Annotated in this window: 10 protein-coding genes; 3 read left to right on the plus strand and 7 right to left on the minus strand. The window is 60.7% G+C overall.

Annotation, left to right across the window (positions count from 1 at the left end):
• Nucleotides 1-43 precede the first annotated feature (43 nt).
• Both N7E70_RS28520 and traA read right to left on the minus strand, forming a co-directional pair.
• A complete protein-coding gene (locus tag N7E70_RS28520) occupies nucleotides 44-748 on the minus strand; it encodes a hypothetical protein (protein ID WP_263008279.1) in 705 nt (234 codons plus the stop codon).
• 346 nt (nucleotides 749-1094) lie between these two features.
• On the minus strand, nucleotides 1095-4397 hold the full coding sequence (gene traA / locus N7E70_RS28525; RefSeq protein WP_263008280.1) for a Ti-type conjugative transfer relaxase TraA: 3303 nt from the start codon (nucleotides 4395-4397) through the stop codon (nucleotides 1095-1097).
• Between the two features lie 1131 nt (nucleotides 4398-5528).
• Here traA and greA point away from each other — a divergent pair.
• Nucleotides 5529-6011 carry a transcription elongation factor GreA gene (gene greA, locus N7E70_RS28530; protein WP_263008281.1) on the plus strand — a complete coding sequence of 161 codons (483 nt, stop codon included), beginning with the start codon at nucleotides 5529-5531 and terminating at the stop codon, nucleotides 6009-6011.
• Here greA and N7E70_RS30975 read toward each other — a convergent pair.
• From N7E70_RS30975 to N7E70_RS28555, 5 genes are all read right to left on the minus strand, one after another.
• A complete protein-coding gene (locus tag N7E70_RS30975) occupies nucleotides 5922-6629 on the minus strand; it encodes an IS110 family transposase (protein ID WP_442866540.1) in 708 nt (235 codons plus the stop codon). The genes greA and N7E70_RS30975 overlap by 90 nt on opposite strands.
• Before the next feature lie 576 nt (nucleotides 6630-7205).
• Entirely contained in the window at nucleotides 7206-8348 is a 1143-nt protein-coding gene (locus tag N7E70_RS28540) for a hypothetical protein (protein ID WP_263008282.1), read from the minus strand.
• A gap of 118 nt (nucleotides 8349-8466) precedes the next feature.
• Nucleotides 8467-9690 carry a TadE/TadG family type IV pilus assembly protein gene (locus N7E70_RS28545; RefSeq protein WP_263008283.1) on the minus strand — a complete coding sequence of 408 codons (1224 nt, stop codon included), beginning with the start codon at nucleotides 9688-9690 and terminating at the stop codon, nucleotides 8467-8469.
• A 125-nt stretch (nucleotides 9691-9815) separates the two neighbouring features.
• On the minus strand, nucleotides 9816-10595 hold the full coding sequence (locus tag N7E70_RS28550) for a GGDEF domain-containing protein (RefSeq protein ID WP_263008284.1): 780 nt from the start codon (nucleotides 10593-10595) through the stop codon (nucleotides 9816-9818).
• Nucleotides 10596-10749: 154 nt separating this feature from the next.
• Entirely contained in the window at nucleotides 10750-11487 is a 738-nt protein-coding gene (locus tag N7E70_RS28555) for a thermonuclease family protein (protein ID WP_263008288.1), read from the minus strand.
• 272 nt (nucleotides 11488-11759) lie between these two features.
• On the opposite strand from N7E70_RS28555, the gene N7E70_RS28560 reads away from it, so the two are divergent.
• The gene (locus N7E70_RS28560; RefSeq protein ID WP_269441481.1) at nucleotides 11760-12611 is read left to right on the plus strand and encodes a transglutaminase-like cysteine peptidase; all 852 of its coding nucleotides are present in this window, start codon (nucleotides 11760-11762) and stop codon (nucleotides 12609-12611) included.
• A gap of 334 nt (nucleotides 12612-12945) precedes the next feature.
• Nucleotides 12946-14391, plus strand: coding sequence for a TolC family outer membrane protein (locus tag N7E70_RS28565; protein WP_246765447.1), 1446 nt, complete (start codon nucleotides 12946-12948; stop codon nucleotides 14389-14391).
• Nucleotides 14392-14404 lie beyond the last annotated feature (13 nt).

Raw genomic sequence — 14404 nt, forward strand, 5'->3', positions numbered from 1 at the left:
GCGTGGCATCGCTGCCTCGCCTCGCGCAATCCGGCTATGCGTTTCAGCTTCGCCGTGGATGGCTTTCGCGGGCTATGGTGCCGTCCGGCATGGATGCGCGAAGGCGGTTCGTCTCGTCGTCCAGGCCGCGGTCATCTGCGGGCTGGCGTCGGCTATCCGCCGGCAGGACGTCCGCGCCGCGGTCACCCAATGCCTGGAGATCCGCCAGGACCGACTGGATTTGCGGCCAGGGGAATGCCGATGTGTCGCCCATGTTGTCGCCACCGCCGACAATGATCTTCAGTTTGGCGATCACCCCGGCGAGTGATTGGGCGGGAGTGCTTGCAACAGCGTCGAGGATCTCCTCTTCGGCCTCAACGGCCTGGGCCTCGGCGGCACGGGCTCGTGAGTATCCGACCTCCCGGTCGAGCTTGTCCCAACGTGCCTGCTGATCTGCTGGCTGCGGTGCGCGGTGCCCGTCGTTCTCAGGTCCGCCGCTTGCTTCAGAAGCCCTCAGGGCATTCCTGATCCTTATCTCCAGGCGCTGCTGCAGCCGGCACAGAACCACGGCCATGTGGTGTGCCTGCTCCCATTCCTGAAGAAGGACCACGCATGGGTCGATGGTGCCAAGCAAACGCGCGGCGATCTTCTCGGCCAGTCTTACACCAACCGAGATGTCACCTTCCGCCTCGTCATCCACAGCACAGCTCTTCCTTCGTCCCCCTTGGGTGACGAAAGGCAAAGCTGTGCTATTGTCGGAATCAGCCATGATCCGAGCTCCAACCAGCTTGGGTTTGGTCAGGCCAGCCAAAGCGTTGCCGCGCTCTGGTTGGCCGATAACGTGCAAAGCAAGTGCAGTGCACGTGCGAAATATGCACAGCCGAGCGAAAAGTTCAAGCACTGAATGAGCAAGAAGCCTTTTACGACCCGACTTGATCCTGCAGTCTTGGAACTAGCTCAAAAGCTGGCGGAAGTGGACCGCCGATCGATTACTGCTGTCATTGAGGTTGCACTCATAGAGTACGCAGAACGTCGCGGCATTCGCGTACCTGGCGAGAAGAAGGCATAGTTGCAAACCTACTAACTTAGCTTTGCGACTATGATGCGGGCCCGCTTCATAACTTCCATGCCAATCCCTGGCGCTGCGCCAGTCGTAACTGCGCGACCTGCGTCAATGTCTGCGCTGTCCGCTCATGAGCAGCGATCTGCTGGGCCGCGCGCATCATCGGCCATGCGTCATGTAGCTTCTCGCGCTCGACAGGTCGAAGACCCTCCGCGGCCTTGTCGAAGAGAGAGCCCGAGGCCTCCCGGGCTGCGTGGGTAAGCAACGTTCGCTCGCCGAAGCGTTCAGCAATGGCACGGTTGAAGCCATCGATCTCCAGCCGCACCTCACGATTGTCGACGATATGGGCGAGTGCGGCTGGAAGATCGTTGCGGTCGATCGCCTCGCAGATCGTTTCCAGCACTGACCTGGCGGCCGGCGACAGCGCCGGGATTTCGATCGACAGCCGGTGACGATGTGCCTGCTCCTCCTTTTCGATCCTTTCGGTAGCAACCGTGCGCATCTGCAGATAGCGCTCGATGTCGCGCTTCAGTGCCGACACATTGACCTCGGCAACACGGCGCGCCTCCTTGTCGGCTTTTGACGCGAGAAGGCCCGTCCGCCCTTTCAATGCTCCGAGCGATGCCGGCTCGCTGACGAGCTGAGCAAGTGTGTGTTGCGCAGCCTTGTGGTTCGTCAGAAGCGCATTGAAGTCCATTGCCCGGAAAGCGGCCTCTGGATCTGCAAAGACGTAGCGGAAGCGTGTGGACATCTCCTCCCACTGCTTGGCAAGGGCCGGATCGGCGAGAAGCCTTTCCTCGACGACATCAGCCAGCGACCTGGCAAACACCGTGACACCGGCGACCATCGGTTCGGCCCTGTTGCGGATTTGCGTTGTCTGGCTTTGCAACAGGCCAAGGCGCTCGCCGTGGACACGGAACCGTTGCGCCAGGTCGGCAAGCCGCTCCTTCTGGCGCAGCATCCAGTCGAGCCGGTCGCGGACGAGGGTGCGCGCAACACGCGATATGTGCAGCCCTCGGTTCTCGGCAAAGCGCAGTGCCTGCCGGTAGAGGGTGCCACGCTCGTAATCGAGCGTGGTTTCCTTGGCGTTCGTTCGAGATAGGATCGTCTCAAGCCCGCCTGACTTTGCGAAGGAACGACGCCCGTAATAGAGTGCCATGTCCTCCCGGTGCCGGGTCATTGCGACATAGGTGAGATGCCGATCCAGCGAGAGCGAAGCCAGCACCTTGACCCGGTCGACGGTCGCACCCTGAGACTTGTGGATCGTGGTCGCATAACCATGATCGATGTTGGGATAGAAGCGCTGCTCGACTTTGACCAGCCGGCGATGCTCACCCTCGCCAATGGCCGCAACGATCCGGTTTGGTGCCGCCTCGACGACACGCCCGATCATGCCGTTCTTCACCCCGAGCGAAGTCTCGTTTTTGAGGAAGACAATCTGGTCGCCAGCGTCGAACTGACGAAGACCGTCATCAGTGCGGAAGGCATGTCCCACGCCGACGATCCCCCGCTCGACGAGCTTCTCACGCGCCAGGCTGTTGAGCTCGTGCACGTCGCGCCGAAGATGGGCCAGGATGAGTGTAGTCTTGGTCGGATCGTAGTCACTGTTCCAGTCGCCGATCAGACTGTCGATCGCCTGTGCCTTGAGCTCTGACCCACGCACTCTGCCATGCTCGCCATAAGCATGGATCGCCTGTGCGACCCGCCCGCGCGCCAGATCGAGAGAGGCGGCCCGCATCCATTCTTCACGCTGGCGGTAGATGGTCTCGAGTTCGGCGTAGCCGATGCGGTCAACGATGGCCCGAAACGCAGCTCCTGCTTCAATCGGCTGGAGTTGCTCGGGATCACCGACCAGCACCAGCTTTGCACCGGCCAGGGTTGCTGCTTCGACGACAAGTGCCATCTGCTTCGAGGCAACCATGCCCGCCTCGTCGACAACAAACACCGTGCTTTTGTCGAGCATGTCCCTGCCCTGCTTCCAGCGCAGCTCCCACGACGACAGCGTGCGGCTGACGATGCCTGCTTCCTTCTCGAGGCCCTCCGCCGCCTTGCCGGCAAGGGCAGCACCGACAACACGATAACCCGCCAGTTCCCACGCCTCGCGTGCTGCCTTCATCATCGTGGTCTTGCCCGCGCCTGCACGACCGACGACAGCAGCGATGCGTGCCTCGTCCACCACATGTTCGATGGCGACACGCTGCTCCTGCGACAGCTGCGCATGACGCGCCAGCACACTGTCCAGCACCTTCTGCCGGACGCCATGTGATGTGCGCTGGGACAGCCACAGCGATTGCTTCGCCATCTTCGCTTCGATGCGGATCAGTTCGCGCGTCGTGTAGCGGGAACGGATCCTTGCTCCCGTCGCAAGGTCGATGCCGTCGCGCTCGATACGCAACGCCTCCGGGCTCTGCAGAATGCGCACCATCAGTTGCTGGAACGTGACGGCATCATCGACATAACGATGCAGGATCTTTGCGATGTCGCGTTCATCGAAGACGCTTTTCTCCGAAGAGACGATATCGAGCACGAGCTCGGGTCGCTTCAGGATCCGGCTCGCATTCTCCTTGCGCCTCGCCTCGAGCAGCTCGATCCGCTCGAGCGACATCTCATGGCCTTCCCGCGCTGACTTGCGCTGGATCGCCTTGGCGCCAACACCGATATGGGTGGTTGGCACGAGGTCGATGCCACGCTCGGCATAAGAGCGACCATCGACACGCAGGTCGATCCCGCCAAGTGCCAGATGCTGGTTCTGGATCTCGAACCAGGCATCGCGCAGGGCCGTGAAGTCGTCGATCCCGCCGGCCCAAAGCTCATAGACGATCTTGCCGGTCTTGGTGCGCAGCACCTCGCCATTCTCACCCATGACAGCAACCTTCTTGGACCCGAACCCGTCCTCGGTCAGTGGCCGCAGGGTCGTCATCAGATGGACATGCGGATTGCCAAGCGCATCATGATAGACCCAGTCCGCAACCATGCCCCTGGCGAGAATGTGTCGTTCGACGAAATCACGCACCAGCGCGATGTTCCGCTCGGCAGAAAGCTCAAGCGGCAAGGCGATGGTGATGTCTTTGGCAAGCTGGGCATCCGAGCGTTTCTCGAAGGCCTCGACCTTGTTCCAGAAGGCTTCCGAAGCACCTGCCACCGAACGGTCGGCAATCAGGCTGCGCAGCCATTGCGGCGCATCGGGTGGCACCGAAAACGCCTCATGGAGCAGCCCCTGCTTGCGTGTGTAGTCGACCGAGCGCGCTTCGCGTTCATACTCCATCTTCGCGCAATGGCGATAGGCGGCCGACAGCACCACGCTGCGGCCGTCACCGCGGCTGACAATGCTGACGGAGAAGTGCGGTACAGCCACAGCTCGGATTGCTCCTGGACAGCAAACGGACACTCGAGCGTTCATCAGGAGCGGCTGGCAGGGCAGGCCGTTGAGCAAGGCGTCGCGTCAGCGACGTATAATTGCGCCCTTGGACCGCTCCTTCGGAACAGCGGGATCATCGTCGAGAGCGGCGGCGCAGCCGACTGCGCAATAAACGGGGATGTGCTCCGCCCCCTCCCCGTTGATCCTGACCTGGCGCTTCGCTCAATCCAGACAAGGGAGGGGCGAGTAGAAATCGCCCACCTGCTGGGTCGATCAGGACAGCACTTCGGCGACAGGGGGCAATCCCACAGAACTTAGACCAGGACAGCGGATGGCCCCGAGCACCCCCGCCTCGAGTAAGGCTCTCAGCTGCACTTCGATGGTCGAAAAGACCGGAGACTATCGGACCGCACACGTCAGGGCCGCAATGCAATGGAGGGCGGCAAGAAGCAGCTTTGTTGGACCGCGAGGAATGCGAACCGTTGCGGGATAATGATCGAGGCGAAGCCGTTCTTCGATTAGACATGCCCTATCGAGCCTGCGGAAGGACCGGCTGTCGCGACACGGAAGGAAGGGCACTGCGGCCAGTGTGCCGATGCCATCTGCACCACACGGGTGACTGACGTGAAATGGCCTCTCCCGCCGCGGCATGCCCCGCTCAATGCCCGATCAACCACACAACCAAGGGCAACATGTCACTGCCTCTGTGAGCACCGGACTCGAAGCCGCCAGAAGCCGAGCAACAGGGTCGCCATCAATCGACGGCGAGAGCAATAGTTGAAGGTCCGAAACGCCCTCTCACCACGCGTCCGTGACAGAAGGCGGTAGGTCCTGAAGGCCCAGAGACCAGCCTTCGAAATGCCCTTCGGACTGCCAGCTCTTCCAACATGCGGGCCGTACTGGCTTGGCTACCTGCATCGTGCAAAAAAAACAGAGCTCAGGGCGTTAGTCATAATCAGCCGTCCGGCTAAGCACACGATTCAGCACTAACGACAGCGACATGCGCGCTAGCACCTCCCGCGAGATTTCCAGCCGTCATATTTGGGCCGAAGCCGGCAGTTGGATTGTTGCTGCATTGCGGGCATTAAGGTAAGCAACAGCTAGCAGTTAGACACGGGATTTCGGCCATTGAGCGTGGCATTTGCCAAAGAGGAAAGTGCTGAGGCGGCATCGGAAACCATACTGCCGGCGCGCCCTATCTCCGATCGGATCAACCTTGTCACGGAGGTGGGACTCAAAATGCTGCAAGATGCATTGGCGGGCGCCCAGCAGGCTCTCGAGGCCGCCAACATGCTGGAAGACGTTAACGAGCGGCGACGGCAGTCGGCGGTTCCGGTTCGAGATATGCGCTACTATGCCGAACGCGTCCGTACAGCCCAGCTCATGCCGGCGCCGACCTCAAACGAGGTGGTCGCCTTCGGTCACACAGTTACGTTCGCACGTGACGATGGCCGCACGCAGACCTTCCGCATCGTCGGTGAGGATGAGGCCAACCCGTCTCGAGCTTCCATTTCGCATGGCTCACCCGTTGCCATCGCGCTGATTGGCAAGACTGTCGGCGACGTAGTCCTGCTGGGACAGCGCGAGATCGAGATCCTTTCCATTTCTTAGCCGGACATCGTTGGCTGGCTCCCTGTAGCGCTCACCGCTTGTCATCAATGCCCAAACCATTCGGGCGGTCTTGTTGGCCAGCGCAACCGCTGCAACCTTCGTCGTTCGCCGAGCCATCAGTTGTACGAGCCATGGCCGCCTGGTCCCGTTTCGCTCGGCATAGCGAATGACCGCCATCGCGCCGACCACGAGCATCTGGCGCAGGTAGCGGTTTCCCGCTTTGGAGATGCTGCCGAGCTTCTCCTTGCCCCCGCTTGAGTTTTGCTTCGGCACAAGCCCGATCCAGGCCGATAGACAGCGCCCAGACTTGAACGCATGCGCATCGTCGACCGTGGCCACGAATGCGCTCGCCAGCAGCGGGCCGACACCCGGGATCTCCATCAACCTGCGGCCAAGCTCGGTCTCTCGCGCACTCGCTCGTACCCGGCGATCGTTTTCGAGGATCTGTTCCTTTACGACCCGGAGTTGTGCCTCCAGCATCCGCAGGCAAGGCCGTGCGTCATGGCAGCCCAATCGATGACACAAGATGCCGGCCACCATCAACTGGCAGACCAGACCGCCATAGCAATCGCTATCGGCGAGGCTCTCCTGGTCGCCATGAACCCGTCGGGATCGCAATGATGAGCGCCGCTCACCTCTACTACGGTATCACGGATTCGGGCAAGAATGCACCCAGGTGGCTCCCGGCAAAGCTGGTCTTAAGCTTACAAGCCGATTGACAAGCTACTTGCAAGTCGGATTGCTGACGTCCGCAGGGGCGCCCGTCGCCTGATCAAGGCAGATCCCTGCTTCCAGCAGTACCTTTGTCAATGCTTCGGCCTCGCCGCAATGAAAGCATATTAGCGCGGACCATTCGCGCTGTTCCAAAACATAGTCGTGTGGCAGTTCAAAGGCTGCGGCCGGCAGGCGGCCAAGAGGCAAATTTTACCGAGAACCCTCACCAACGCCCCCTGGAAGATTCTTCGCACGCACAACGGTATATCACAACCTACACACGGTGGTGCTGTGAGCGCACATGGAGCGCGTTCCTGCCAACTCGAAATGAGATGCGATCGGAGCAGTCAGAGCTTTTTTGAAACGTCGGGCAGAAGCACTACGGCCAAGGAAGGTTGATTACTGTAATTGCATGACGGCCCACGGCGCATCCTAACCGCTGCCGATGCCGGCTGCGGTTAGGATTTTTGACTTACGTCTTTAGTTGACGGGCACCACGAGGGGCGCAGGTGCCGGCTCTATCGCAACCTCGGGTTCTGGTTCGAGCACCGGCGTCACTTCCGCTGTCTCTGTCGGCAGGGTGGCCTTGATCTCGTCGATCTTGCCGTAGGCATCGCCAACGCCAAGAACATCCTTGGCCCAATCCATAACCTCGTCATTCAAGTAGTCGTCGCCATATTCAGCGACGCGATTGGGATTGGCTGCTGCGAGCACCGCCTCCTTGAGGTCGTCTTCGCTGGTGCCTTCGGCCGCGGCATGGGCCGTCGCCTGGGCATCTGCGAGTTCCTGTTCTGCCTTGGCCAAATCAGCCGCGGCCGCAAGTGCATCGGACAACGCTTCCTTCTCGGCCTCAAATGCGGCCAGTTCGGTGGGGTCGACAGGTGGCTCCAAGGCATTCAGTGCGTCGAGGCGTGCCTGAAGTGCATCAGCGGTCGGATCCACGATCGGCGCACTGCCGTCAAAAGGCACGATGGCTGCTGCGGCCGCATCCAATGCAGTCTGCAACTGGGCTGCCTTTTCGGCTGCTGCTGCAGCAGCTTCGACCGCCAATTCGGCCTGGGCTGAATTCAGCACATATTCCCTGACAAGCGCCATGCGCGGAGACTGCGAGTTCAGATAGGCATGATAGTTGCGATTGAGCGAGTTGAGACCCGCCAGACGCGCATTGAGGTTCTTTTCCTTGACAGGCTTTGTCCTTGGCACCTCCACGGAGGCGGGCAGAACATTGGCCGTCAGTGCCTTGGGATTCTGCTTGGCCTTGGCGGTTTTCGGCGCCGTGTGCTTGTTGCCCGCAGCCGCCGACTTTTTCGTCTGTCCGCCGCTGAAGATCGACTTCATCAACCCGCCAACAGAGGCCGGCTGAACACCCCCGCTCGATTTGGTTTTGCCGGCAGCCGATGCAGACTTGCCGTTGGACGAGCCACTGCTCTTGCCACCACTATTGCCCCGATCGCCGCCACCACCATTGCCGCCGCCACCGCCGTTGCCACCGCCATTCTCGCTCTTGGCGAAAGCTGAAGTCTGGGCGAGACCGCCGACTGACCCGATGTCAAGCTTGATCGGCAATGCGCTGATGGCGAGCGCGGATGCCGCGCTGACAAGAAGCTTCCTGCTATTGGTCACCGTATTTTCTCCCTCTCTCGGTGCAGAATTCGAATCAAGCCCGACGCCACATTAGGATCCCGCGATACGCGTGCCAGCCAACTCGTGTTGCAGTCTGAAATGTCTTGATGGCATGCCATCAGCGCACCAGCCTGATGATGCGGCCGGCATACATTTTCTTGCCACCGAGCTCGGCTTCGCAGTTCGACGTGACCGATGAATTGCCGGTCATCTCGACGGTATTGGCGACAATACGAATACACTGACCTGAACCCGACATCTCAGAGTTGCCGGCATAAAAGACATGCGCGCTCGGCGCGTAGATGAATCCGGTCACATCCGAACCAGCCCCACCATTGATAACCACGGAATTGGTGTTGGTCCGCTGCTGGTAGATCGTAATGCCTGCGTAGATTCCTTCCGATGGCGGTGACAGATTGATGATCTCGTTGGCGTTCGAGGTGAATTCCGCGCCTTCCATCAGGAAAATCGTCACGCCACTCCCGGTAAGCGAACCGTTGCCGCCCAGTTTTATCTGCCCGCCTCTCAGAACGTATATTCCTGGTGCGAGTGTGACCTCGCCGGAGATTGTCTTATCGCAGAACGTACCCGGTGATAGCGTTTTGGTCTTGCCGCCAGGCACTGACTTGCAGGCCGTATAGGACGGCGGAGTGACATTTGCGAGCGGGTCGAGCGACGCATATTGGTTCTCACGCGGGATGCCGCAGGCGAGGTTTGTATTGTAGCCGGTGAGGCCAACCGTACGGCCGACTGTCGTCACGCACTCAGCCGCCACCTGCGCCGATCCACCTCTCGATACTGAGTCGCTGGCGCTGGAGTTCGAGGCAATAACACAACCATCAAGCACGACCTGGGTCGAGCCCTGAAGCTTGACCGCGGCCGATGCGGCCGGATCGAGCGCCAGCACACAAGCCGGCTGTCCAGGCGCCACCTCGACCACAGCGCGCCTGGCGGTCCGCCATTCGATGTTCCCGACCATGCCCGGCTGCTCGATCGTCGAGGTGACCTCAATGTGGCTGATATCGCCCGAGGTCGTCGCAGACGCCTCGAAATCAGTGACCTGATCTTTGTAGATCAGCTCGCTGGCATCGTCGCGGGTCCGCGCGAGATTCGAATCAAAGAAGTCTCGGCCGAGGCTTGTCAGTTCGTCCCCGGACATGCCTGAGTAATATTTGGTTGCAATCGCGAGCGCAGAGACATCCAGCGAGTTCTGCAGTTTGTCCGCCTTGTTGTTTATGCTGACGAAGTCGACCACGCCAGCTACGCCGGTCATGATCGGCACCATGGCAATGGCTGTAATGACCGCGAAATTGCCGTGCTCCGACCCGAAAAAATTCCGCATGGCCTGCCCCGCCAGAAGTTGCGGTCACATTAGGGCATGCTGACATTTATGGATTTGTTGCCGGAACCGTTAAAATGCCTACGACTTGCAGAGAAGTAGCGATGCCCTAGCGTGCAGTGCCTACTTCAGGCATTGAGGGTGGGCTTGTCGTCGCTGTCGTCTAACATATCGGTAAATTCGACGCGGTTGCGGCCGCGGGCCTTTGCTTCGGCAAGACGGCCGTTGGCCTTGCGGAACATCTCGTCAAACTCGAACTGATCGTCGAACAGGACCGCTCCAACGCTGACCGTCAGCGGGCACTTGCGGCCACCCGGTTCGAGCACGGTATCGGAGATCGAGCCACGGATACGCTCGGCGACGCGCTCGGCATTCTCTTTGCTGGCGCCGGGCAGGAAGACCCCGAACTCCTCGCCGCCGATGCGGCCGACTAGATCGCCGCCACGGACGGACGACTTGATCGCACCGGCGACGATCTTGAGCACCTCGTCGCCCCAGGCATGGCCGAACCTGGCATTGATCGCCCTGAAGTCATCAATGTCGACGACCAGCAAGGCGCCCTGCCGGCTGGTGGGCGAATTGCGAAAGGCGTCGATCAGGCTGGCGAACACACTGCCGTTCAGGCACGAGGTCAAGGCATCGACGGAGGACAGGCGGCTGACTTCGGATTTCAAAGCGCCGAACTTGCGCCGTTCATTGGCAATGATCGTCAGTAGCGGCGCAGCGACGAGACCCGCAACGACGCCGGCACCGATCACGCCACGCCAGAGAACGCCGTCAGCCTGGCCCTGGAACAGCAGTGCCGCAGCTCCCGCCGCAACGACGACGCAGGCAGCCGTACCAAGCCCTGCATAGCGCAGCACCGCCGCAGAGCTGCCTGCGGTATTTCCTGTACCAGAATTGTCCACGCCAGATCCCTCCGCTCCCATGGTCGAATCGATCTACCTGTGGAGAATGAAACATTCCTTGTGCGATTTCGAACAGTTTGACGAAACCGGTCGAATGTCGCGTCGTTTCAGCATAATAACAGCCTCGAACGCCGGTTTGAATGGCCCGGCAGGCTCAATCTGGTGGCCCGAACACGCCCATTTTTGCCTTGCGCGCCACGGCCTCGGCCTTCTCGTACCCGCCGCCTGGCCGCGCGTAGGCCCAGCCATTGGCAACCAGCCAGGCACCGATATCCTGTTTGCCAAGCCTGCAAGCGGCCGCAACCGGCTGCCTCTCGGCCGGCGAAAACACCTGACACAGCGGTGCGCGGCCTCGCAACCAGTAGCGGAAGGCGAGCCTGGCACGTTCGCCACAGCGCCATGCAACGCCTGCGAAGTCGCAGGACTGGTCCGGTCCGACCGGCTCGGTCCCGGCGACGAAGATGGTATGGCCCATCGCCTCGAACGAAGCCGATGAGGTCACGACCGGACGGAAGAGCACGGTGCCCTCCCAATCATCAGGCTTGACCGGTTTGGGAGGCGAGGCAAGCCCGAGCTCGCTGAGCGGCGGCCTTGCCTCGATCCGCTCCAGCCCAAGCCCGGAAACCTCTGGCGGCGCGACGAAATGCGGCGCGATTGCGCGCGAGGCAGCAGATTCAGTCGACCTCGCCGGCCGCCCTGTTCCAAGGACTCGAAGTGGCTGGCGTTCTGTGTCAACCGCACCAGCGTCGCTGAAAACAGGCGGTCTTGGCAGGTTAGGCACTGACGCGACCACGAACGCGACAAGGCAGATGGCTGTCGCGGCTCCGATCTTGCTCAGCAGGGAACGCACCAGCTTCATGTGTCTTACCACACTGCAGAGGAGCGGCGTCACGACCAAATTGCCTTGTTCCAGTTTCACAACAAGAAGGCCACGGATCGCCGCACAGCGCCAGCCACCTATGCAGCAAGTGAAAAGATTCGATAAAATTTGATCTAAAATATCGCCTCAATATTACAGAAGAATTTCCCTAGTTCCTTTCCGATAATTTGATACGCCGTTGCTATCGTTCATCAAAATAGGTGAACGCGATGATAGCAACGACAGCCAATCCTGCAAGATACCTGACCAAGAGCTTCGCAGCCGCGGCATTCCTTGCCGCCTTAATGCAAGGCGCCACGGCAAGTCAGGATCGCGCCACTGAAGCAACCGTCTCGATTGAGACGCGCATGCCCCAGCTTCTTGGTGGCTTGATGCTGGCGGAACCTCTGGCAGCCGTTGCAGCCCAGCCCTTCCAGTTCGGACCGGACTTCGACGGCTACGGGCTCGTTGCGCGAACCGCAGTTGATCAAGCGGAAACGCCGGCTGGCGTCGACCCGATGAAGACTGCGGCCATCATCCCGGGCGTTTTCGGTTCCGTCGCAATTCCGATGCGCAACTTCCCGGTGGCTGGCCGGTGGGCCAAGGTCTATCGCGACATCGGCGGCTGCACCGAAACCTCATGCGGCAAGAATGGCGCCGCACTTTTCGGACTTGCCGCGGACAGCCGCGACAGGAAATTTCTCGACAAGCTTTCCGTCGTGAACCGCGCCGTCAACACCATGATCGCCTATCGCAAGGACCAAGGCGTTTATGGCAATCTCGATTATTGGGCGAAGCCCTCTGAAATACTGTCGCGCGGCGCCGGCGACTGTGAAGACTTTGCCATTCTAAAGATGTCGGCACTGATCAAGGCGGGCGTTCCGGCACAAAGCATGTCGCTGGTGGTTCTCCAGGACGCGAGTCGGGGTGTCTTCCACGCGGTGTTGTCCGTTGCCACCCAAAGTGGAACCTTCATCCTCGACAATCTGAGCAACCAGGTCCTGCGCGACGAGGCACTCAAGAGCTACGTGCCCCTCTACTCCTTCAGCACCGATCGAGCCTGGATCCACGGCGCGCGCGCCGGATCAGGGCAAATCGCGTCTGCAGGCAACAATTTTGCTGCTATTGCGCCTGGTGAAGGCCCATTGGCTCAATAGATCGACGCGGACCGGCGACCCGATGCGGAAGATTTCTGCATGAATCAACTGAGCGGCTCCCGCCCAAGAAATTTCTAGCGGCACGAATGTCAGGAGATCATGTGTAGTGTCCAGCTTCGCAACCTCAGCGTTTAACCCGACCCGGTCACTTTAGTGCCACGAGATGTAGCATTTTTGCATCAGCGCTCAGGTCAAATGGCGCAAAACCAGTGAAAACTACGCCAGAGTGATCAAAACGCTGTCGATTTTAGTTCACTGCTGGATAATTACGTCTAGTTGGGTACGATCGGGTTCCCGAACGCTTCGGCGTCGGGATGGAGTGGGGAGATACTTAATGCCTAAGCGCCTTGGACAACTGGCGGTACGGCTGACCGTCATGCTTGCTGCGACCATGCTGTCGGGCACGGGTGCAAATGCGCTGACGCTCAAGGAAGCAATGGCCGTCGCCGTCGAATCCAACCCGGAAATCGGCCAGGCCATCGAGAACCGCGAAGCAATCGAATTCGAGCTCAGGCAGGCGAAGGGGCTCTACCTCCCAAGCGTCGACCTCGAAGCATCGACCGGCGTGCGCCGCCTCGACAACCCGTCACGGCGCCTGAGCGGCATCGAAGACGACGAGTTGTACCCGTCGGAGGCTGGCGTGGTGGTCACCCAGAAGCTGTTCGACAACGGCGCGCGCCGCGCCGAACTGACCCGCCAGGCCTCACGCGTCGACGGCGCATCCTTCCGCGTTCTCGAACGCTCCGAGTTCATCGGACTGTCGGTCGTCCAGGACTACCTCGAATACCTGCTGCAGGCCCAGATTGTGGGCGACGCCAAGCGGAACCTCGGTTTCCATCAGTCGATCCTCGGCGACATTCGCGAAGGCATCCAGGGCGGCGCACTGACCGACGCCGACCGTCAGCAAGCCGAAGAACGGCTGTACGCCGCCAAGGCCCGTGTGCAGGAAGCCTCTGAAGAGCTTGAAGCTGCAAAGATCCGGTTTTTCAAGACCGTCGGCAAGCCGCTGACCAACCCGTCCAAGCCGGGTTCCGTCGCCAAGGCCCTACCCCGCTCGCTCGATGATGCGCTCGGCCTTGCGCGCCGCAACAATCCGCGCGTCCACATGGCCAACAGCGATATCGACGCGGCGGCTTCGCTCGTCGATGCGGCCCGCGCCAAATACGGCCCCGAGGTCGTCGCCGAAGGCCGCGCCCGGATCGGCAATGACATTGACGGCGCCGAGGACGAAACCAACGATCTGCAGGCCCGGCTGGTGTTGCGCTGGAACCTTTATCGCGGCGGCATCGACAAGGCCAACGAGCAGGAGCAGATCCGGCGCGTCAGCGAACAGCGGCTCGCCCTGCACCAGGTGCAGCGCGAGATCGAGGAGGCAGTGCGTATTTCATGGGACCGCCGCTTCCGTCAGGCTGACTTAGCCAAGACGCTGCGCCAGCAGTCCATCGCCAACGACAGGCTGGTCACCTCCTATCGAGAGCAGTTCAAGGTCGGCCAGCGCTCGCTGCTCGACGTGCTGGACGCGCAGAACACGCGTTTCAACACAGCGACGCTTTCCAACACCGCCGCATTTGCGTCGCTCTTTGCCGAGTATCGCCTGCTGGCAGCAACCGGCCAGTTGCTCAAGACGATGAACCTTGCGCCGGCAAAGCAGGCTGACGCCTATGCCCGAACAGAGTTCAACGTGCCGGCGACAGCCGACACCGAGACTTATGCGCGGACACCTTCGCAGCAGGCAAACGACATGCCTTTTGATCTCTTGGCCCCAGTCAGAAAGAAGTAGGGCGTCTGACGGC

Source organism: Aminobacter sp. NyZ550, from assembly GCF_025628925.2.
In the GTDB taxonomy this organism is placed as follows: Bacteria; Pseudomonadota; Alphaproteobacteria; order Rhizobiales; family Rhizobiaceae; genus Aminobacter; species Aminobacter ciceronei.